Source organism: Novosphingobium silvae, assembly GCF_009856825.1.
Classification (GTDB): domain Bacteria; phylum Pseudomonadota; class Alphaproteobacteria; order Sphingomonadales; family Sphingomonadaceae; genus Novosphingobium; species Novosphingobium silvae.
Genome location: NZ_WVTD01000007.1, coordinates 67,478 through 87,610 on the forward strand (window position 1 = coordinate 67,478; position 20,133 = coordinate 87,610).

Consider the following 20,133-nt stretch of genomic DNA (forward strand, 5'->3'; position numbering starts at 1 on the left):
AAGAGGACTTGGGTTCATGAACCTGATTCAGCAGATCGAGGCCGAGGAAATTGCCAAGGCCGGCAAGGATATCCCTGAATTCCGTCCGGGCGACACCGTCCGCGTCGGCGTGAAGGTTGTCGAAGGCACCCGCACCCGTGTCCAGAACTACGAAGGCGTGTGCATCGCGCGTTCGAACCGTGGCATGGGCTCGAACTTCACCGTTCGCAAGATGAGCTTCGGCGAAGGCGTGGAGCGCGTGTTCCCGCTCTACTCGCCCAACATCGATTCGATCACCGTGGTCCGCCGCGGCGTCGTGCGCCGTGCGAAGCTGTACTACCTGCGTGGTCGTACCGGCAAGCGCGCCCGCATCGCCGAGCGTCGCGTCAACGACGCCCAGGCATAAGCTTCGGCTTGATCGGGTAACGCGGTTCGGCTGCAAGGCCGATCCGCACGAAGAGGCGGCTCGCTATGGGCCGCCTTTTTTGTGCATTGTCGATCCTGTTTCGCAGCGCCTGGGGGATGAAGCCTTGAGGTCTGCATGGCCGGGGCGGCCGCTGGATTGTCAGGCATTGTTCCGGCTGAGAACCGATCACCCTTCCGCCGTTCCAGCCGACCGAATGATCAACCCCGTTGGCGCGGAAAAACGCGCTTAACCATAGGTTTCAGGCGGGTTTCACCCTTGTCAGCAAGTTCAAAACCCGCTCAATTCCGTCACCGTTGCGTGGCGAATCTGAAAATTTCCATCTCCATCCGCACCACTGAAAGGTAAGGGGGCTCCCATAATGAACAAGAACGATCTCATCAGCGCTGTAGCCGAGTCGAGCGGCCTCACGCGCAACGACGCCACAAAAGCTGTCGAAGGTGTTTTCGAGGCCATTTCCGGCTCGCTGAAGAAGGGCGATGAAGTTCGCCTGGTCGGATTCGGCACTTTCTCCGTCGCAAAGCGCAAGGCTTCGACAGGCCGCAATCCGCGCACCGGCGAGCCGATGGAGATCAAGGCTTCGGCGCAGCCGAAGTTCAAGGCCGGCAAGGGCCTGAAGGACGCGGTCAACTAATACTATCGGCCTGCAGCACTGCAGGCCCTGATCATGTCGCGCCGCGCCAGCCAAGGAGCAGGCGCGGCGTTTCTGTGTCAGGCGGGGAGCATGCATACCCTGCAAGCAGTTGTTCCGGTTGCTCCCGCACCCATGGGCCCGAACACGAGGGTTCATTTCCCCGGTCTCGCGATCTGCGCTTCTCGCTCACTAGCCTCGGCGGGACAGGTGCGGCGCTTGCGGTTTCCCCCGAGGGGGTAACTGCCTGGTAGAAGCGCCGCCCTCAATCTTATATCAGTCCGTTGCGCGTGTGGCTGCAGCATAGAGCGCGATGGCAGCCGCGTTGCTGACGTTGAGGCTCTCCATCGCATGGCTGATCGGCAGCTTCGCTATGGCATCGCAGTGCTGCGTAATGTTGTGGCGCATGCCATCACCCTCGGCGCCAAGAACGAGCGCAACGGGTCCGGTGGGAAGGGATTCGCCGAGCGTCGCATCCGCCTCGCCATCAAGGCCAATGCGCCAGTAGCCAGCCTCGGCTATCTCCTCGAGCGCCCGGGCAAGGTTTACGACGCGCACCCAGGGCAGGATCTCCAGCGCACCGGAAGCCGATTTGGCCAGAGTGCCCGATTCCGGTGGCGCGTGCCGGTCCTGCGTAACGATGGCGCATGCATCGAAGGCGGCTGCCGAGCGCATGATGGCCCCCACATTATGGGGATCGGTCACCTGGTCGAGAACGATCACGGGACGCAGCGGATCGTTGTCCAGAACGTCGGCCAGGAACATGTCGTCGAGCGGCTCGCACTCGAGCACCAGGCCCTGGTGGGGGGCATCCCGTGCGACCAGACGCGCGAGGTCTGCAGGTTGGGCCCATTCGACCGGGAAGTCGGCAGGGAGTTCGCCGTCGAGCGATTCGACGCCCTCTCGCGTCGCCCAGAGCTTGCGATGGCTGCGATCCGGGTTCTTCAGCGCCGCTTCGACGGCATGTCTGCCCCAGAGGCGGACTGCGCCGGAGCCGGCGCGACCGCTTCCGCGTCCGTTCTTCATCCGGCCGGCACGCCCGCGCATGGGCTTCGCCGGGCGGCCGCCGCGCTCCTCGCCACCATCGGCGCCGGTACGCTTGTTCATCGATCGTCCTTTCGAAATCGAAATATTGCAAAATTCTTGCCCCCTCTGGCAGGGAGCCCATTGACAGGCAAGGCTCGCTTCGGCAAAGGCGCGGCTCCTCGGCGACGGGGCGCCTTTCGGGGCCCCGACCAACTCTGGATTTCCTCATTTTTGTGGGGATTTTTAGCGCCAGCAACTGGTGTGGACAGGTGGCCGAGTGGTTAAAGGCAGCAGACTGTAAATCTGCCCGTGCAAGCGTACGCTGGTTCGAATCCAGCCCTGTCCACCACCAGTTTTCGCATCAAGCGCCATCCGCAGCTCCCGCGTAAGGTAGCATCCCGAAAATTCGCACCTGGCTACAATTTGCTGCCGGCCGGCTCTTGCGGGAACACGTGACCGCCAGCGGCATTGCGATACCAGTGCGCACTGTCTAGATGAGAGCGATGCCCGGAGACATTCTCGATAATCAGGGTCGCGGCGAAGCGTCGTGGCAGTGGCCCTCCATTCACCCCGAGGGCCGCAAGTTCGGCGCCATCGCCGGCGTCGTGGCGCTCATCGGCTGGATCATCTTCGGCCCATGGGTCGGGTGGCCGCTGGCGGTCCTGACGCTGTGCGTGCTTGCGTTCTTCCGTGATCCGCTGCGGGTCACCCCGCAGAATGATCGTGCGATCGTCGCGCCTGCCGACGGCCTGATCACCCTGATTGGCAAGGTTCCTCCGCCTCGCGAACTCACCATGGACGACGGCACCGGATTGGTGCCGATGTCGTCGGAACCGGTCACGCGCATTTCCATCTTCATGTCGGTCTTCGACGTGCACATCAATCGCACTCCGATCGCCGGCACGGTGAAGCGGGTGATCTACATCCCCGGCAAGTTCGTGAACGCGGATCTCGACAAGGCGAGCGAAGAGAATGAGCGGCAGCATGTTCTTATCGAGCGCGGAGATGGCCTGCGGGTGTGCTTCACGCAGATTGCCGGTCTGGTCGCTCGCCGGATTGTTCCTTTCGTAAAGCCCGGCGACATCATCGCCAGCGGGCAACGTATCGGACTTATCCGGTTTGGGAGCCGCGTCGACGTTTACCTACCTGCAGGCACGGAGCCCAAGGTGCTGATGGGCCAGAAGACCATAGCGGGTGAGACCGTGCTGGCGGAACTTGGTGCAGCGTCGGTAATCGAAGGCGTGGCGCAGTGATGGATGGTCCGGGGGTCGACGTGGAAGATCACGCTGACCCGGCAAGCGGTCCCCGGCGCGGATTGGCGGCGGGCCTGTCAATGCGGGCGGTTGTTCCAAACGCGATCACAGCGGCAGCGCTATGCTCCGGCTTGACCGGAATACGATTCGCGATCGCAGGCGATTTCGAGAAATCCGTTCTTGCCATCATCCTGGCAGGTATGCTCGATGGGATCGATGGTCGTGCTGCCCGCCTGCTCAAGGCACAGACGCGCTTTGGGGCCGAACTGGACAGCCTGGCTGATTCGATTTCCTTCGGCGTCGCGCCGGCCCTGATTGTTTATCTCTGGACGTTGCACCAACTGCCCAGTCTGGGGTGGATAGCCGCCCTTGCTTTTGCGATCTGCTGCGTCCTGCGCCTCGCGCGGTTCAACGCGCGGCTCGACATGCTGGACCAGCCGCACAAGTCAGCGGGTTTCCTGACCGGAGTTCCCGCACCGCTTGGAGCGGGCATGGCCTTTCTGCCGATGTACCTGTGGATCGCGACGACCCGGCCCGAGTTTGCAAATCCCGTTCTGGTAAGCATCTGGATGGTTCTGATCGCCTTCCTGATGATATCGTCGATCCCGACGCTTGGGTGGTCTCGCCTGCGTCCACCAAATTCGCTGCGCCTTGGCGTTATCGCGGTCGTGGGTCTGACTGTGGCAGCTCTCCTGACGGAGACCTGGTACACTCTGGTGGCGATCACACTCATCTATCTTGCGCTGATCCCGATCGGGCTGGCTGTCTACGCGCGGGTCAGGCGGCAAGGTCCAGTGCAGCACTGATGTGAAGCCACTCGGAACCTGAAGGCGCCACGCGGCGCTCCCGATGAGTTCCAAGTCCAGGCACCGCGACGAGATTCATGCGCTGAGCGGTCTTCCACTCTACAGCCAGTGTACTGGGGCATGCCGCAAGCTCATCTCGGAGCTGACGAACGGTCGGACCAAACCGAGCGAGCGTGGAAATAACCGTCCACGTCGCGGCGACTGCTGCGAAAGCGAAGAGGCAGGCGGCAAATGCGGTCATAGCCATTCCTTTCAAACTATCATCTACGGAGCAGGCTGTGGACAGCTTGTGGAAAAGGTGTTGCCGTTCTACCAATGTTCCGCAGGTGGTTAGTTCCCTCTTTGTTCTAATCGAGTCAAGGGGAAATTTGGCCGTACGCTTTCGGCGGCAGCGAGCGGGGCTAATCGCCCCGGTTCCAAGGACATAAGCAAAAGGCACGCCGCAGCCGTCTCCTTGCCGCGCGCGCAGCCTTCAGGCGGCCTGGGACGAGCTCGAGGGCAATCGTACCGGCTGCGAACCAAGCCGCGCCCGAAGGTAGCGGTGTGCAAGTCGAGAGCGCGCGAGTTCGCCGACATCGTCAGTGTCGCGATCGTTCAATGTTGCGACGTGGATCGGAAGCTCACGTGGTGTCGCGGCAAGCTGCCGGTGAAGAACCTTCAATCTTGATAAGGCAGTCCGCATGCTCTCCCAGAGCGTGAAAGATGCTGCGGCGCCAGCGATTGTGAACAGCAGAAGGGCAACAATATTCATGGCCGTTTGCCTTTGTTTCAGCCGCTGCTTCTGCATCGTTCCGGTCCTGTGGATCCGGTCGACTTGCCCCCTTGTGCAGCGCTATCATCTTCACCAGTATGCCACGTTAAGACATTTTTGAGGATCCGGTTCCTCTGCCAAGTGCCTGAATACGTTGGGATTGAGCTTTTTTGACGCTGAAGCGACAGCGGCTTGCGGCGAGCGGCGCTGCCGGAGTGCCCTCGAGAGGGCTGGATTTAAGATCCGAACGCGAGTAAGGGCGCTTCACCTGTGGGATTCGATACCGGGTTGTCCGGTTCGGCTTGCAGGCAATCCACATGGAAGGCGCACATACCGGTGCCGCCGCGGACAAGGCTCCCGAAAGGGTGCCGTCGCACGGTTCCAGCCTTCCAGAGGTTCAACCGGAAAGGAATTGAATTATGGCGGCACCTGTCGTCACCATGCAGCAGCTCATCGAAGCCGGCGCTCACTTCGGCCATCAGACTCACCGCTGGAATCCGCGCATGAAGCCGTACATCTTCGGTGCGCGCAACGGCATCCACATCATCGACCTGTCGCAGACCGTGCCGCTCTTCGCGCGCGCGCTCGACTTCGTGCAGTCGACCGTCCAGGCGGGCGGCAAGGTGCTCTTCGTCGGCACCAAGCGTCAGGCTCAGGAGCCGATCGCGCAGGCAGCCCGCGCTTGCGGCCAGCACTTCGTCAACCACCGCTGGCTGGGCGGCATGCTCACCAACTGGAAGACCATCTCGGGCTCGATCAAGCGCTTCAAGGCGCTCGAAGAGCAGCTCGCCGGCGACACCACCGGTCTGACCAAGAAGGAAGTTCTCCAGCTTACCCGCGAGCGTGACAAGCTCGAGCTCTCGCTCGGCGGTATCCGCGACATGGGCGGCATTCCGGACGTGATGTTCGTGATCGACGCCAACAAGGAAGAGCTGGCGATCAAGGAAGCCAACGTTCTTGGCATCCCGGTCGTCGCCGTTCTCGACACCAACGTGAACCCGCAGGGCATCGCCTTCCCGATCCCGGGCAACGACGACGCCAGCCGCGCGGTTCGCCTGTACTGCGATGCGATCGCTCAGGCTGCGACCAAGGGTCATCGTGAAGGCGTGATCGACAGCGGCATCGACATCGGTGCGATGGACGCTCCCGTCGAAGAGACCGTCGAGGCCTGATAGGCCCCGGCCAACGACACTTTCGTCATGGAATTGTCGCGCGCCGGGTCCCATGGGCCTGGCGCGCATCCATTTCAGGGGCTGACGCCTCTTAGCAACAAAAGGATTTGAGCGATGGCTTACACCGCCGCTGACGTGAAGAACCTGCGCGAGCGCACCGGCGCCGGCATGATGGACTGCAAGAAGGCTCTCGACGAGACGAACGGCGACCTCGAAGCCGCCGTCGATGCGCTGCGCGCCCGCGGTCTTGCCGCTGCTGCCAAGAAGTCGAGCCGCACTGCAGCTGAAGGTCTGGTCGGCGTTGCCGTCACCGGCACAAAGGGCGTCGCGGTCGAGGTCAACTCTGAGACGGACTTCGTCGCCAAGAACGACCAGTTCCAAGACTTCGTGCGCAAGACCACCGAAGTCGCTCTCGGCCTCGGCGCTGACGACGTGGAAGCGCTCAAGGCTGCAGCGTACCCCGGCGGCGGCACCGTTGCCGACGCGCTGACCAACAACGTTGCGACCATTGGCGAGAACCAGCAGGTTCGCCGCCTGAAGACCGTTGAAGTGGCTCAGGGCCTCGTCATCCCTTACATGCACAATGCCGCTGCGCCGAACCTCGGCAAGATCGGCGTGCTTGTCGCGCTCGAATCGGAGGCTTCGGCCGACGTTCTGGAAGGCCTGGGCAAGCAGATCGCTATGCACATCGCTGCAGCTTTCCCGCTCGCGCTCAACGCCGAAGACCTCGACGCGGAGTTGATCGAGCGTGAGCGTAAGATCGCGCAGGAGAAGGCCGCCGAATCGGGCAAGCCCGAGGCCGTGCAGGCCAAGATGGTCGAAGGCGCTATCGCCAAGTACGCCAAGGAAAACGCGCTGCTCTCGCAGGTCTTCGTTCTCGACAACAAGACGCCGATTCAGCAGGTCGTCGATCAGGCCGGCAAGGAAGCGGGCGCCAAGATCGTCCTCAAGGACTATGTGCGCTTCCAGCTGGGCGAAGGCATCGAAAAGGAAGTTTCCGACTTCGCCGCCGAGGTGGCCGCCGCTGTAGCGGGCTGATCTTAGCGTCATTCTTCGGAATGGAACATGCGGGCTGGAAGCATTGCTTCCGGCCCGCTTTCTTTTGCGGTCGGCTGCCCCGCAGGGATCGAAGGTGCATTTTCAGCGTTGAAGTGGTGTAGCATTGTTCAGGGAGGCGCACGATGAACGCGATCACCACCGTTGCCGAGTTCAGGCATGGATTGGCGGAAAATCCGATCTCCGACGAACTGGCTTACTTGCGTAAGGCCGTGGAAGACGCCTGTCCGCCCTCGGCCACCGTGAGCTTCACCTTCGACGGAAGGCTGCGGATTGCCGTTGATGTCCACACCTTCGAAGAGGCCAGTCAGGTAGAGGCCGTCCTGCCCTCCATTGCAGGGGGTGTGTTTCATGATGTCGTGCGTGGCAATACGCCGGGCATGTCGTTCAGGCGCCGGGTAAGCGCGCTGGTGGAGCGCTGAGGCTTTCGGCTCGACGGCCTCTCCAGAGGCAGCAGCGTGTCTCGCAGCCTTATCGACAGCAGGGCTTGCAGGGATGAAGTGGCGCCCACGGCGGATCGCGATTGATCTGCCGAACGGCAACATGCTTGGGTGCGATCCCGATCCTAAGCCCCTTGGCAACCGCGCCGCTCCCTCCTAAAGCCGGGCCACCCCAGTCCCCGGAGATCCAGCGGCATGTCAGCCTTCCCCTACAATCGCGTCCTGCTCAAACTTTCGGGCGAGGTGCTGATGGGGAGCCAGCAGTTCGGTATCGATCCTGAGTTCGTTGCGGAGCTTGCGAAGGAAGTTAAGGCCGCGAAGGAGACGGGGCTCCAGATTTGCCTGGTGATCGGCGGCGGGAATATCTTCCGCGGCATGGCAGGCGCCGCGCGCGGCATGGATCGTGCGCAGGCAGACTACATGGGCATGCTGGCCACCGTGATGAACGCGCTTGCGATGCAGAACGCGCTGGAGCAGCTCGGCGTGGAGACCCGTGTGCAGTCGGCAGTCCAGATGGACCAGGTGTGCGAGCCTGTGATCCGGCGCCGGGCGGAGCGCCACCTTGAAAAAGGCCGCGTGGTCATCTTCGCCGCGGGCGTGGGCGCACCCTATTTCACCACCGATTCCGGCGCTGCGCTGCGTGCGGCCGAAATGCGGTGCGACGCGTTGCTCAAGGGCACGAGCGTGGATGGCGTCTACGACAGTGATCCCAAGACCAATCCCGATGCCATGCGTTACAGCAGCGTCGATTATGATACCGTCCTTGCCGACAACCTGAAGGTGATGGACGCTTCCGCCGTGGCACTGTGCCGCGACAATGCAATTCCGATCGTCGTGTTCTCGATCCGCGAGAAGGGCAACCTTGCCGCCGTCCTCGCAGGAGGCGGTACCAAGACGGTCGTCCAGAAGGGAGCCTGATACATGGCCAAGTACGACAAGGCGGATCTCGAGCGCCGCATGAAGGGCGCGATCGATGCGCTTAAGCACGACCTTTCCGGTCTGCGCACCGGACGCGCGAACACGGCACTGCTCGAGCCGATCACGGTGACGGTCTACGGCAGCAACATGCCGATCACTTCCGTGGCGACGATCTCGGCCCCCGAGCCGCGGATGCTGTCGGTGCAGGTGTGGGACAAGTCCAACATCGGTCCCGTCGAGAAGGCGATTCGCTCCGCGGGCCTCGGACTCAACCCGATTAACGATGGCAACACCTTGCGCCTCCCGATCCCCGATCTGACGGAGGAGCGGCGCAAGGAACTCGCCAAGCTCGCCAGCTCCTATGCCGAAAAGGCTCGTGTCGCCGTGCGCAACGTGCGCCGCGACGGCATGGACGACCTGAAAACGGATGAGAAGAAGGGCGAGATCTCGGAAGACGAGAAGAAGCGCGCCGAAACCGACGTTCAGAAGCTGACCGACGACATCATCAAGCAGCTGGATGAGGAATTCGGCCGCAAGGAAAAGGAAATCCTCGGCAAGTGAGGGGCGTCGCCCCTTCCTCGAGGGATGGCTGATGGGAAAGGATGTATCCACGCGCGCGCGTCATGTCGCCATCATCATGGATGGCAACGGGCGCTGGGCGAAGAAGCGCCATCTGCCGCGCGCGATCGGCCACCAACGCGGGGTCGAGGCGGTGCGCCGCGTCGTGCGCGGCGCGCGTGAGATGGAGCTGGAGGCGCTTACGCTCTACGCCTTCTCGACCGAGAACTGGCGCAGGCCCGAGGAGGAAGTCTCCGACCTGATGAGCCTCATGAAACGCTTCATCCTCTCGGACCTGGACGAGTTTGCAGAAGCCGGTGTCAGGCTCAAGATCATCGGTGACTACAAGGCCTTCAAGCCTGACGTGGTCGAGCTTGTCGAAGGCGCGATGTCGCGTACGGCGGGGAACACGGGAACGACGCTTGCGGTCGCCCTGAACTACGGCTCGCAGGATGAGATCGCCCGGGCTGCGACCAAGGCTGCGGCCAAGGGGGCGATCACGCCCGAGACACTTTCGGCCGAACTCGATACCGCCGACCTGCCCCCGCTCGACCTGCTGATCCGGACCTCGGGTGAAGTGCGGCTGTCGAACTTCCTACTCTGGCAGGCCGCATACGCCGAGATGCTGTTCACCGATGTGCTCTGGCCCGATTTCACGGCCGACCATCTGCGCGATGCGCTGGAAACCTTCACCACTCGGGAGAGGCGTTATGGCGGACGCTAAGAGACCCAGGCGCGGGTTGTCCGATCTGGGCGTCAGGGCTGCATCCGGCGTGGTCATGGTCGCCGTCTCGGGCGCTGCGTTGTGGCTCGGCGGCGCGGTGTGGATCGCTTTCGTTTGTGCGATCTCCGTGGGGGTCCTCTACGAGTGGATCCGCCTTGCCCGCCGTGCGACGCCGGGACCCGCAGGGCGGGCCGCCTGGAACTTCGCAGGAATGCTTTACGTCGGCGTGGGCGCGGCGATGCTGCTGTTCCTGCATAACGACGCGTTCACTCTCGCACCTGTCCTGACTCTGCTGGCGACCGTTATCGCTGTGGACGTCGGCGCCTATTTCACCGGGCGGACGCTGCGAGGACCAAAGATCGCGCCATCGATCAGCCCGTCGAAGACCTGGTCCGGGCTGGCAGGAGGTATTCTAGGAGCCACGCTGGCGCTCTTCACTGCGGCGCGTCTGTGGCAGGAGGGGCTGATCTGGCTGACGCCGCAGGGCGCCGCGGCCGACGCGGTCTCGTGCTTCGGGTCACAGCCATGCTGGTATGCAGGCGCGGCGGCGGTTCCGCTGTTCGGCGCCTGTCTGATGTCAGGAATAGTGACGGCGGTTTGCGCACAGGCCGGCGATTTCTTCGAGAGCTGGATGAAACGGCGCGCGGGCCTCAAGGATTCGGGCAACATCATACCCGGGCATGGCGGCTTCTTCGACCGCGTCGACGGCTTGCTGGCGGTGCTGTTCGTGCTAGGCCTTATGATCCTCCTCCAGCCGCGATGAGTTCGATGCGTACCTTGACCGTCCTTGGCGCCACCGGCTCGATCGGCACCTCGACCCTCGACCTCGTTCGTCGCAACCCGGAAGGCTGGCGTGTCGTTGCGCTTACAGCCCATTCGAGCGCGATCGAACTTGCCCGGTTGGCGCGCGAATTCGGGGCGGAGATCGCCGTTGTCGCGGACGAGGCTTGTCTCCCGGCGCTTCGTGACGCGCTTGCCGGCTCGGGCATTGAAGCTGCGGGTGGGCCCGCGGCTTTGGTCGAGGCCGCTGCAAGAGGCGCACAGGTGACCGTCGCGGCGATTGTCGGTTGCGCCGGACTGGCGCCGACCATGGCGGCGATCGAGCAGGGCGGTGTGATCGCACTGGCCAACAAGGAAGCGCTCGTATCCGCCGGCGACGTCATGATGGCTGCAGTCGAGCGGCACGGCGCGACCTTGCTTCCCGTCGATTCCGAGCACAACGCGATCTTCCAGTGCCTGTGCGGCAACGACCCGGAGCACGTCCGCTGGATCACGCTGACGGCAAGCGGCGGGCCGTTCCGTGACTGGTCGTGGGAGCGCCTGGTGGCCGCCACTCCGGCGGAAGCGGTTCGCCATCCCAACTGGGACATGGGTGCCAAGATCAGCGTCGATTCGGCGACGATGTTCAACAAGGGCCTCGAACTGATCGAGGCCTATCATCTCTTTCCGGTCGGACTGGACCATCTGCGCATCATCGTCCATCCGCAGTCGGTGGTTCATTCCATGGTTGAGTACCGGGACGGCTCGACCTTGGCGCAGCTTGGCCCTTCCGACATGCGGGTGCCCATCGCCTCTGCGCTGGCGTGGCCGGGTCGAATGGACACTCCATGCGCTCCGCTCGACCTCGCCGCGATCGGTGAACTGACGTTCCGCAGTCCCGACGAGGTGCGTTTCCCCGCCACGCGTCTGGCCCGCGAGGCCGCGCAGTCTGGCGGAGCTGTTCCCGCGGTGCTCAATGCGGCCAACGAAATTGCCGTGGCAGCCTTCCTTGGCGGTCAGATTGGGTTCACCCGCATTGCCGCACAAGTGGAAGACGTACTGAGTTCCTACGCACCGCCCCCGCCCGATTGCCTTTCCGACGTTCTCGAGGTCGATGGCGAGGCGAGGGCACGGGCGCGTCTGCTCGTGACCAGTACCTGACGGAGATTGCTCGCTTGACCGGATCACCAGGCCTTCTGACGACGATCTTCGCCTTCCTCCTGGTTTTGGGACCGCTGGTCCTGATCCACGAACTGGGACACTATCTCGTCGGCCGGATGTTCGGCGTGAAGGCCGACGCGTTCTCGATCGGCTTCGGCAAGGAAATTGCAGGCTGGACGGACCGCCGCGGGACGCGCTGGAAGCTCTCTGCGCTTCCACTCGGCGGATATGTCCAGTTCGCGGGGGACATGAACCCCTCCAGCGCCCCGGGTCCTCTGGATGATCGTCTTTCGGCCGAGGAGCGGGCGCAGACGTTCCATGTCAAACCCGTGTGGCAGCGCGCCCTGATCGTTCTTGCCGGGCCGATGACAAATCTGCTCCTGTGCGTCGCCATCTTCGCCGCGTTCTACGGGACTTACGGCCGAGTAGTGGCTGATCCGGAGATCAGCGGTTTCTCCGCGAACTCGCCGGCACGTGCAGCAGGCCTGCGGATCGGTGACCGCATTGTCGCCATCGATGGCGATCCCGTCGGCGGCATCGAGGATGTGGCGGATCATACCGTCTACTTCCCGGGCAAGACGCTTTCGGTAGCTGTGGCGCGTGAGGGAAGCACGACAGTGGTGCCTGTCACCCTGGCGGCACGCGAACTCAGCGACAAGTTCGGCAACAAGGCAAAGGTCGGTGAACTCGGCGTCGAGATGGTGCCGCCGCTGGTTGGCCGCTTCCATGGCGATTCGCCGGCCGAGAAGGCGGGCGTGATGCTTGGCGACCGGATTATCGCCGTGGACGGCACGCCTGTCGCCAGCTTCACCGACATACCTCGGCTTGTGCAGCCACATCCGGGACGGAGCATCGAGGTTACCGTGCGCCGGGATGGAAGGAGCCTTGCCATCCCGGTGGTGATCGGCACAGGCACTGTCACTGACGACCGCGCGGTGAGGACCGTCGGCCAGATCGGCGTCGGAGCAGGGCGCCTGGAACGCGTCGGGCCTTTGCGCGCAGTTGGGCTGGGCTTCGAGCAGAGCTTCCACGTAATGGGTACGATGGTCACCGGCATCGCCCAGATATTCACAGGCGATCGCTCGGTCCGGGAGCTTGGCGGGCCGGTGAAGATCGCCCAGTATTCGGGCCAGCAGTTCAGCCTTGGATGGGAGGCTTTCGTATCCTTCGCGGCCCTTATCTCGATTAACTTGGCATTCATCAACCTCCTGCCAATTCCTGGCCTCGACGGCGGCCACCTGGCCTTTTATGCAGCCGAAATGGTCCGCCGGCGGCCGCTGGGAGTACGCAGTCAGGAATGGGCCATCCGTACCGGCGTGGCCCTGGTTCTTGCGCTTATGGTTTTCGTCACTGTCAACGATCTGGCCCAGCTTCCGATTTTCGGGGGATAGCCGGGAGGTTTTATCCAGCGATCATAATGTTGCCCGGTTTTGTCTGCTTGATCCGATACGCTCCATCGGGCAGACGGCTGCGGTTGCCTGTGAGGTTCGGTGCGCGCCTTGCAGTTTGGTCTGCCGATCCGTCTGCTGCTCGGCCAGGCTGAGGTGATCTGTTTTTGTCGCGAAAGCGAATACGGGAATTTGCGTAAAATGATCGGATGGGAAATGGTTCGCTGCACTGACGAACGCCGCGTTGTGCAACTTGCGGCCGTGTTGCTGGGAAGCACGATCCTCGCGGGTGTTCCAGTCAGCGCATTTGCCCAGGCCGCGCCGCGTACCCCGGCCCCCCCGGCGGCGACGGCAGCAGCGGCTCCGGCCACCGATGCCGAAGCAGGGCCGACGATCCAGACGATCCAGGTCAAGGGTTCCGAGCGCCTCGAGGCTCAGACGGTGCTGTCCTACATCAAGCTGCGCGTGGGCCAGACCTACACCAAGGCTGCGGCGGACGCGGCGCTGAAGGACCTATACGCAACCGAGCTGTTCAAGGATGTGCAGGTCGGCAACGACGGCGGTGTGGTGACGATCACGGTTCAGGAGAACCCCGTCGTCAATCGCATCATCCTTGAAGGCAACAAGCGCATCAAGGACGACAAGATCCTTCCCGAGATCAAGGTCGCCCCGCGCCAGATATTCACGCGCTCCAAGATCCGTGCGGACGTGGCGCGCATCATCGAGCTGTACAAGCGTCAGGGCCGGTACGCGGCCACGGTCGAGCCGAAGATGGTGGCGCTTGACCAGAACCGCGTGGATATCGTCTTCGAGATCACCGAGGGCGACAAGTCCAAGGTGCGGCAGATCAACATCATCGGGAACGAGAAGTTCTCCGACGGTGAACTGCGCGGTGAAATGGTGACCAAGCAGGCGCGGTTCACGCGCCTGTTCAGCTCGGGCACCAGCTACGACCCGGACCGCATGGCCTTCGACCAGCAAAAGCTGCGCCAGTTCTACCTGACGCAAGGCTATGCGGATTTCCGTGTGGTTTCGGCGGTTGCAGAGCTGACGCCGGACAAGAAGGACTTCATCATCACCTACGTGGTGGAAGAAGGCCAGCGCTACAAGTTCGGCGACGTCAAGGTCGAGAGCCAGCTGCGTGACTTCGACGGCGAGAAGATGGCCAGCAACCTCGCCATGAAGAAGGGCGACTGGTACAACGCCAAGCAGGTCGAGGACACGATCGATGGCCTGAACGACACGGCAGGCGCATTCGGCTACGCCTTCGCCGACGTGCGGCCGCAGTACGACCGTGACAAGGAAAACCTCACCATGGGGTTGACCTTCGTTATTCAGGAGGCGCCGCGCGTCTATGTCGAGCGGATCGACATCAACGGCAACACGCTGACGCAGGACAAGGTCATTCGCCGCGAGTTCCGTATCGCAGAAGGTGACGCTTTTAACTCGCTTCAGGTCAAGCGTTCGACCAACCGCATCAAGTCGCTTGGTTACTTCCAGGAGAAGTTCGAGGTCGAGCAGAAGCCGGGCAGCGCGGACGACCGCATCCTGCTTGAAGCCAACGTGGAAGAAAAGCCCACGGGCGAACTGCAGCTCTCGGCAGGTTTCTCGAGCCTTGAAAGCTTTATCTTCCAGGCCTCGATCCGGCAGCGCAACTTCCGCGGTCGCGGGCAGACGGTTGGCCTTTCCGGCAGCATCTCGCGTTACTCGAAGAGCGTCGAGGCGAGTTTTGTCGAGCCGTATCTGTTCGACAAGAACATTTCGATGGGCGTCGATGTCTATCGCCGCGATTTCAACAGCTTCAACTACGCAAACTCGAACCGGAACACGACTTACGAGCAGTCGACGACAGGTTTCCAGGTCCGCGCGGGCGTGCCGCTGACGGAGTATTTCACGGCTGTGGGCCGGTATACCCTCAACTACGACGATGTCGGTCTGGACGAGGGGACGTACTACACCAATCGCGTCAACCCCGATGTCTACCAGTGCGACCCGCTCTATGCCGGGCGTTACCTTTGCGACGCGATCGGCAAGCGGCTGAGCTCGATCCTGGGTCTGTCGCTGATCTACGACACGCTGGACAACCGGGTGCGTCCTTCGCGCGGCAACACCGCTTCGCTGAACTTCGACTTTGCCGGGCTTGGCGGCGACGTGAAATATGCCCGCATCCGGGCCAACGCGGCTAAGTACTTCCCGCTGGGCAAGGGCTTCATCTTCTCGCTGTCGGCGGAGGGTGGCGCTATCAAGGGTCTGGGAGGCGACGATGTGCGCCTGACCGACCGATTCTATCTTGGCGAGCCGCAGATCCGCGGCTTCGCCATTCGTGGTGTCGGTCCTCGCGTGCTGCGCAAGCAGCTGGATGCGGACGGCAACCCCACGACGAAGCGTAGCCAGTGGACCGACGACGCCCTTGGCGGCAACTACTACTACATGGGCCGTGCGGAGATGGAGATTCCTCTGGGCTCCGGCGCGCGCGAAATGGGTCTGCGACCGTCGATCTTTGCTGACGTTGGTGCGGTGTGGAGCGTCAAGCAGCCCGAACTCACGCAATGCAACCCGGGCTGCAACCAGATCTATACCGACGCGAACGGCAATTCGACCACAAGCGCGACCGATCCGACGACGGGCGCGGCGAACACTCCGACGCTCGATTCCAGCGGCAATCCGACTTATCAGTTCTCCTTCGTCGAGGAATTCGCCGGAGACAGCTGGAAGCCGCGCGTGGCCGTCGGCATCGGCGTTAACTGGAACTCGCCTTTCGGCCCGTTCCGCATCGATTTCTCGCGTGTCCTGCTGAAGCAGGATGGCGACGATCCCAAGGCATTCACTTTCAACGTGGGAACACAATTCTGATGAGCACCATGACCAAGACCGTTGCGCTGGCCGCTGGCCTCGCGCTCGCCACCGTTGCCGCGCAGCCCGCCTTCGCGCAGAAGAAGGGCGCAACTGCCTCGGCTGCTTCGGGTACCATCGTCCAGGGCCTGGGCATCGCCAGCTTCGACGCGGTGATCGCCAACTCGAACGCCTACAAGGCCGCCGAGACCCAGCGCCAGACCACCTACAAGGCGCAGTACGATCAGGCGCAGGCGCGCAACACGGCGCTCAACGCACAGATCAAGCCATTGGTCGACAAGTTCAACGCTGACCGTCAGGGCGGCAAGGTAGGCGAGGCCGCTCTCCAGCAGCAGGCCGCGTCGATCCAGCAGATCCAGGAGAACGGCAAGGCCGAACTCCAGCGCATCCTGCAGCCGGTCGGCCTCTCGCAGGCCTACGTGAACGAGCAGATCGAGGAAAAGCTCAACGACGCGGTGAAGGCGGCGATGACCAAGAAGAACGTCTCGATCCTGATCTCGCCCGATGCGATCCTGGCCGTCAACGGCGGTGCCTACAACCTCAACCAGGACATCCTGAACGAGCTCAACACTGCGCTTCCTTCCGCGCAGCTGGTTCCGCCTGCCGGATGGGAGCCGCGCCAGATCCGCGAGCAGCGTGCCGCTCAGGGCGCGCAGCAGCCGGCGCCTGCAGCAACTGCCCCGGCCGGTCGCTGATCCAGGGAGCGGACAGGGCATGAGCGAAGAGACGGTAACGGTCTACGACACCGCAAAGATCCTCGAGGCGCTTCCGCACCGCTACCCGATGCTGCTTGTCGATCGCGTGGTCTCCATCTCGGAAGAGGAGGGGATCCACGCGGTCAAGGCCGTGAGCTTCAATGAGGATTTCTTTCAGGGGCACTTCCCGGGGCGTCCGATCATGCCCGGGGTCCTGCAGATCGAAGCGCTTGCGCAGGCCGCCGGCATCCTTGCCATCGAAAGCCTGGGGCTGGCGGGCAAGCTGGTCTACTTCATGGCGATCGAGGATGCGAAGTTCCGCAATCCTGTGACACCCGGCCATCTGCTAACCTTGCGGGCCGGTTTCGTGCAAAAGCGTTCGCGCGTCTGCAAGTTCTGGGGCAAGGCCTCGATCGATGACAAGGTAACCTGCGAAGTCAACTTCACCGCGATGATCGCGGACAGCTGAGCTCTTGCATTTCGGCACCCTTGCCTGTAAGGGCGCCGCTTTCCAAGCCAGGCCGGTCGGAACCGGCCACATGCGAAAGAGATAGACCCATGAAGGCCGATACCCATCCCGACTACCACATGATCACGGTTCAGATGACCGATGGCACCACTTTCCAGACCCGCTCGACCTGGGGCTCGGAAGGTGACACGCTGGTGCTCGACATCGACCCGACCTCGCACCCGGCCTGGACCGGCGGCAAGGCCCAGCTTCAGGATGGCGGCCGCGTGGCTCAGTTCAACAAGCGCTTTGGCGGTCTTTCGCTCACCAAGAAGTGAGCGGGTCGGCCCAATCGGCCGAACCGGATTGCACCAGAACGAACGAGGCGGTCCCATCGGGGCCGCCTTTTTCATTGTCGAACCACCATAGAGGAACTTTCCGTGGCCTGCGGCGATTGCCTTTCGCGTCCAGCGCCTTAGGCTGGCACCGTCAATTTGCAGCGGGCTGCTTGAGGCCCGGAACCCGGAGAGCTTCCGATGATCAGCCGCACCCCTCGTCTTCTCGCCGCGCCCATTGCCGCTCTTGCCTTCGTGGCGACATCGGCCTGCGTCCATGCCCAGGCCGAGCACGCCCATGGGCATGCTCCCGCAGCCACCGGCACCGCTTCCTCGTCGATGGTTCACGCCGACGTAATCGGTGCAGACGGCAAGAAACTTGGCATGGTGATGCTGCAGGAAACGCCCGCCGGCGTTCTCGTGAGTGCCGATGTGAAAGGCATTCCTGCGGGTGATCATGGCTTCCACTTCCACCAGAAGGGCATCTGCGATCCTGCCGCAAAGTTCGAGACGGCAGGCGGCCATTTCGCGGGCGGGGACCATCAGCACGGTTATCTCGTGGCCAAGGGGCCGCACGGTGGCGACATGCCGAACCAGCACGTCGGTGCCGACGGTGTCCTCAAGACGCAAGTCCTCAACACCGGAGTAACGCTTGGAGCGGGAAGCAAGTCGCTGTTCGACGCTGACGGCACTGCGCTTGTCATCCATGCCAACGCGGACGATTACAGCAGCCAGCCTTCCGGGAATGCTGGCGGTCGCCTGGCCTGCGCCGTGATCAGCAAGCCGAAGTAACGAGCCGCCCGTCGCACGCCGGCCCCGTCATCATATGGCGGGGCAGGGCGTCAGGCCCATGGCCTTTCCCGGTACCACTGAGTGATGACGTACTTGAACCCCTTGCGAACCTTCATGGCGTGATGGAGCGTGGCGGCGTTTGGAGTTCCATCGGGCCGCCGATTGTTCCAGGCGATCAGCTTCCCCGTCTCAGGCTGGATGACCTTGTCGATGACGCGAAAGCGGGTCGCGCCGCCTGCTTCCACCGCGTTGAGATAGATCATGAAGGTCCAGGTCCGCTGGCCGGCAACCGAGCAATACTTGTCGAAATCCGTGCTGCCCGGCTCGAAGTAGTCGGTGTGCGCCTTGAACTCCTGCCCCACTTCATAGCGCTGGCCCTGCAGCGGCTCTGCATAGACAGGATCGATCCCGGAGAGCCGTGAAAGTGCCCCGGCAAGTTCCGCGACCACAGGCTGGTCGGTCGACAGGTCGCAGGTGGAACTGGTGCGGAACGCATCGTCGCCGTTGTAGTCCGCGATGGTGGATGGGCGATGATTGCTCTCGATCAGCTCGATGAGTTGGGCGCACTGTCGCACATCGAGAAAGTCGCGCCGGATGAACAGGTCGAGCCGGGATGAGGGAAAACGCTGCACGTTCGCATGGGACAGCATCTGTTCAGCCGATGATTCGCCGAGTCCGTTCATGGCCCAGACCCTAGCGGCGGTCCGGCAGGAGGAAAATCGGGGGCGAAGGTCAGCGGATGAATTTTGATCGAGTACCAATTTTTGTTTTGCAAGAATCTCGAGGGTGTGCAAAAGGCGCGCTCCCGCAGCGGTTCCAGCCAAGCTGACCCGACTGTGGATGCGGCATTCGGCCTTGGTTCGGATGGCTCGTGTGGCGATCGTAGCTCAGTTGGTTAGAGCGCCGGTTTGTGGTACCGGAGGTCGTGGGTTCGAACCCCATCGATCGCCCCATTTCATCACCACGGTATTCAGGGCCAGGGATCGGTCCGTCGCGGGCGGGGCAAATGCCCGTTTCAGGCGAAAAGCGTAGCTCAATTGATTTGAGTCACTTGTTCCTCGCACCACTCTCGATAGAAGCGCGACTGTCATGCACGGCTTCGCAAATCCTGCCCGTTTTCTGCGTAATGCGCGCTGGCTCATGCCTTTGTGTCTGGGCGTCGGCCTTGGAGTGGCCGGACTGGCGCTGATCTGGGGCGTCATGCTGGCGCCGGCCGAGCGGTTGCAGGGCGAGACCGTGCGCATCATGTACCTCCATGTTCCCGCTGCATGGCTGGGCATGGCAGGGTGGATGGGCATTGCAGGCGCGAGCCTGGCTGAACTGGTCTGGCGCCATCCCCTGGCTGCGATCGCCGCAAGGGCTTGTGCACTGCCGGGAACCGTGTTCACGGCAGTTTGCCTTCTTACCGGTTCCCTTTGGGGGCGTCCGGCCTGGGGAACGTGGTGGGTCTGGGACGGTCGGCTGACCAGCATGCTGGTACTGCTGTTCCTCTACTTCGGCTGGATCGCGCTTTCGCAGGCGAGCGATTCCTCTGCCGGCGCAGGCGAGAACCGCGCCCCTGCGATCTTCGGCCTGGTGGGCGCGGTGAACGTTCCAATCATCCATTATTCCGTGATCTGGTGGAACAGCCAGCATCAGCCGCCAAGCATCACTTTGGGCAAGTCTGCGATGTCCGGCGATTTCCTCGTGCCCCTGCTCGCTGCGATGTTGGGGTTCACCCTGATTTTCGCAGGTGTCGTGCTGGCGAGGATGAGAGCTATCCTCGCGGATCAGCAGGCCGAGGCAAGGCTGCGTCGCAAGGCTTTCAGCCAGGTGGAATTCTGATGCGCGAGGCAATGGACCCCTGGACCTTCGTCGTCGCATCCTACGCTATCGGAGTGGGCGCGACCCTTGGCATGGTGGTGTGGTCGCTCATCTCGATGCGCCGGGCGGAAAGTCGCCGCGACCGGGCGAGGAAGCCATGA

The 20,133-nt window shown here is 62.8% G+C and carries 23 protein-coding genes and 2 tRNA genes; 22 read left to right on the top strand and 3 right to left on the bottom strand.

All coding sequences use genetic code 11. The annotated features are described in order from the left end of the window. The first annotated feature begins 16 nt into the window (after positions 1 to 16). Positions 17 to 385 (top strand): 50S ribosomal protein L19, encoded by a 369-nt coding sequence (rplS, locus tag GR702_RS11020; RefSeq protein ID WP_160985947.1) that lies wholly within the window; start codon positions 17 to 19, stop codon positions 383 to 385. Between the two features lie 379 nt (positions 386 to 764). After that, the gene (locus GR702_RS11025) at positions 765 to 1,037 is read left to right on the top strand and encodes an HU family DNA-binding protein (RefSeq protein ID WP_160985948.1); all 273 of its coding nucleotides are present in this window, start codon (positions 765 to 767) and stop codon (positions 1,035 to 1,037) included. 273 nt (positions 1,038 to 1,310) lie between these two features. Here the strand turns inward: GR702_RS11025 and GR702_RS11030 are convergent, their stop codons facing one another. Next, positions 1,311 to 2,141, bottom strand: coding sequence for a TrmH family RNA methyltransferase (locus GR702_RS11030; RefSeq protein ID WP_160985949.1), 831 nt, complete (start codon positions 2,139 to 2,141; stop codon positions 1,311 to 1,313). Between the two features lie 182 nt (positions 2,142 to 2,323). On the opposite strand from GR702_RS11030, the gene GR702_RS11035 reads away from it, so the two are divergent. From GR702_RS11035 to pssA, 3 genes are all read left to right on the top strand, one after another. Beyond that, positions 2,324 to 2,409 (top strand) — tRNA-Tyr (locus GR702_RS11035). 154 nt (positions 2,410 to 2,563) lie between these two features. Continuing rightward, positions 2,564 to 3,313 carry a phosphatidylserine decarboxylase gene (locus GR702_RS11040; RefSeq protein WP_160985950.1) on the top strand — a complete coding sequence of 250 codons (750 nt, stop codon included), beginning with the start codon at positions 2,564 to 2,566 and terminating at the stop codon, positions 3,311 to 3,313. After that, positions 3,313 to 4,119, top strand: coding sequence for a CDP-diacylglycerol--serine O-phosphatidyltransferase (gene pssA / locus GR702_RS11045; protein WP_160986074.1), 807 nt, complete (start codon positions 3,313 to 3,315; stop codon positions 4,117 to 4,119). The genes GR702_RS11040 and pssA overlap by 1 nt, the downstream gene beginning before the upstream one ends. Positions 4,120 to 4,591: 472 nt before the next feature. On the opposite strand, the gene GR702_RS11050 is transcribed toward pssA, so the two are convergent. After that, positions 4,592 to 4,906 carry a hypothetical protein gene (locus GR702_RS11050; protein WP_160985951.1) on the bottom strand — a complete coding sequence of 105 codons (315 nt, stop codon included), beginning with the start codon at positions 4,904 to 4,906 and terminating at the stop codon, positions 4,592 to 4,594. A gap of 383 nt (positions 4,907 to 5,289) precedes the next feature. Here GR702_RS11050 and rpsB point away from each other — a divergent pair, with 383 nt between their 5' ends. The 14 genes from rpsB (at position 5,290) to GR702_RS11120 (ending at position 18,169) form a co-directional block, all read left to right on the top strand. Continuing rightward, the gene (gene rpsB / locus GR702_RS11055; RefSeq protein WP_160985952.1) at positions 5,290 to 6,042 is read left to right on the top strand and encodes a 30S ribosomal protein S2; all 753 of its coding nucleotides are present in this window, start codon (positions 5,290 to 5,292) and stop codon (positions 6,040 to 6,042) included. A 114-nt stretch (positions 6,043 to 6,156) separates the two neighbouring features. Next, complete coding sequence (gene tsf, locus GR702_RS11060) at positions 6,157 to 7,080, top strand: translation elongation factor Ts (RefSeq protein WP_160985953.1); 924 nt, start codon at positions 6,157 to 6,159, stop codon at positions 7,078 to 7,080. 143 nt (positions 7,081 to 7,223) lie between these two features. Next, positions 7,224 to 7,520: a hypothetical protein gene (locus tag GR702_RS11065; protein WP_160985954.1), complete on the top strand. Its 297-nt coding sequence runs from the start codon at positions 7,224 to 7,226 to the stop codon at positions 7,518 to 7,520. A 213-nt stretch (positions 7,521 to 7,733) separates the two neighbouring features. Next, entirely contained in the window at positions 7,734 to 8,456 is a 723-nt protein-coding gene (gene pyrH / locus GR702_RS11070; protein WP_160985955.1) for a UMP kinase, read from the top strand. Between the two features lie 3 nt (positions 8,457 to 8,459). After that, on the top strand, positions 8,460 to 9,017 hold the full coding sequence (frr, locus tag GR702_RS11075; RefSeq protein ID WP_160985956.1) for a ribosome recycling factor: 558 nt from the start codon (positions 8,460 to 8,462) through the stop codon (positions 9,015 to 9,017). Between the two features lie 31 nt (positions 9,018 to 9,048). Next, positions 9,049 to 9,738, top strand: a complete 690-nt coding sequence (gene uppS / locus GR702_RS11080; RefSeq protein WP_160985957.1) for a polyprenyl diphosphate synthase — start codon at positions 9,049 to 9,051, stop codon at positions 9,736 to 9,738. Further along, a complete protein-coding gene (locus tag GR702_RS11085) occupies positions 9,725 to 10,501 on the top strand; it encodes a phosphatidate cytidylyltransferase (protein ID WP_160985958.1) in 777 nt (258 codons plus the stop codon). Before uppS ends, GR702_RS11085 begins: the two co-directional genes overlap by 14 nt. A gap of 5 nt (positions 10,502 to 10,506) precedes the next feature. Further along, complete coding sequence (gene dxr, locus GR702_RS11090; protein WP_160985959.1) at positions 10,507 to 11,658, top strand: 1-deoxy-D-xylulose-5-phosphate reductoisomerase; 1,152 nt, start codon at positions 10,507 to 10,509, stop codon at positions 11,656 to 11,658. Positions 11,659 to 11,672: 14 nt separating this feature from the next. Continuing rightward, on the top strand, positions 11,673 to 13,049 hold the full coding sequence (rseP, locus tag GR702_RS11095; protein WP_160985960.1) for an RIP metalloprotease RseP: 1,377 nt from the start codon (positions 11,673 to 11,675) through the stop codon (positions 13,047 to 13,049). Positions 13,050 to 13,262: 213 nt separating this feature from the next. After that, entirely contained in the window at positions 13,263 to 15,899 is a 2,637-nt protein-coding gene (gene bamA / locus GR702_RS11100; RefSeq protein ID WP_160985961.1) for an outer membrane protein assembly factor BamA, read from the top strand. Next, a complete protein-coding gene (locus GR702_RS11105; RefSeq protein ID WP_160985962.1) occupies positions 15,899 to 16,594 on the top strand; it encodes an OmpH family outer membrane protein in 696 nt (231 codons plus the stop codon). Before bamA ends, GR702_RS11105 begins: the two co-directional genes overlap by 1 nt. 19 nt (positions 16,595 to 16,613) lie before the next feature. Beyond that, the gene (gene fabZ / locus GR702_RS11110; RefSeq protein WP_160985963.1) at positions 16,614 to 17,063 is read left to right on the top strand and encodes a 3-hydroxyacyl-ACP dehydratase FabZ; all 450 of its coding nucleotides are present in this window, start codon (positions 16,614 to 16,616) and stop codon (positions 17,061 to 17,063) included. A gap of 89 nt (positions 17,064 to 17,152) precedes the next feature. Next, complete coding sequence (gene rpmE / locus GR702_RS11115; RefSeq protein WP_160985964.1) at positions 17,153 to 17,380, top strand: 50S ribosomal protein L31; 228 nt, start codon at positions 17,153 to 17,155, stop codon at positions 17,378 to 17,380. Between the two features lie 198 nt (positions 17,381 to 17,578). Continuing rightward, positions 17,579 to 18,169 carry a superoxide dismutase family protein gene (locus tag GR702_RS11120; protein ID WP_160985965.1) on the top strand — a complete coding sequence of 197 codons (591 nt, stop codon included), beginning with the start codon at positions 17,579 to 17,581 and terminating at the stop codon, positions 18,167 to 18,169. A 50-nt stretch (positions 18,170 to 18,219) separates the two neighbouring features. Here the strand turns inward: GR702_RS11120 and GR702_RS11125 are convergent, their stop codons facing one another. Next, positions 18,220 to 18,852, bottom strand: a complete 633-nt coding sequence (locus tag GR702_RS11125; protein ID WP_160985966.1) for a prolyl hydroxylase family protein — start codon at positions 18,850 to 18,852, stop codon at positions 18,220 to 18,222. A gap of 193 nt (positions 18,853 to 19,045) precedes the next feature. Here GR702_RS11125 and GR702_RS11130 point away from each other — a divergent pair. From GR702_RS11130 to GR702_RS22065, 3 genes are all read left to right on the top strand, one after another. Then, positions 19,046 to 19,122, top strand: a tRNA-His gene (locus GR702_RS11130). A 136-nt stretch (positions 19,123 to 19,258) separates the two neighbouring features. Next, complete coding sequence (gene ccmC / locus GR702_RS11135) at positions 19,259 to 19,993, top strand: heme ABC transporter permease CcmC (protein WP_160985967.1); 735 nt, start codon at positions 19,259 to 19,261, stop codon at positions 19,991 to 19,993. Next, positions 19,993 to 20,133: a hypothetical protein gene (locus GR702_RS22065; RefSeq protein WP_202408208.1), complete on the top strand. Its 141-nt coding sequence runs from the start codon at positions 19,993 to 19,995 to the stop codon at positions 20,131 to 20,133. The genes ccmC and GR702_RS22065 overlap by 1 nt, the downstream gene beginning before the upstream one ends.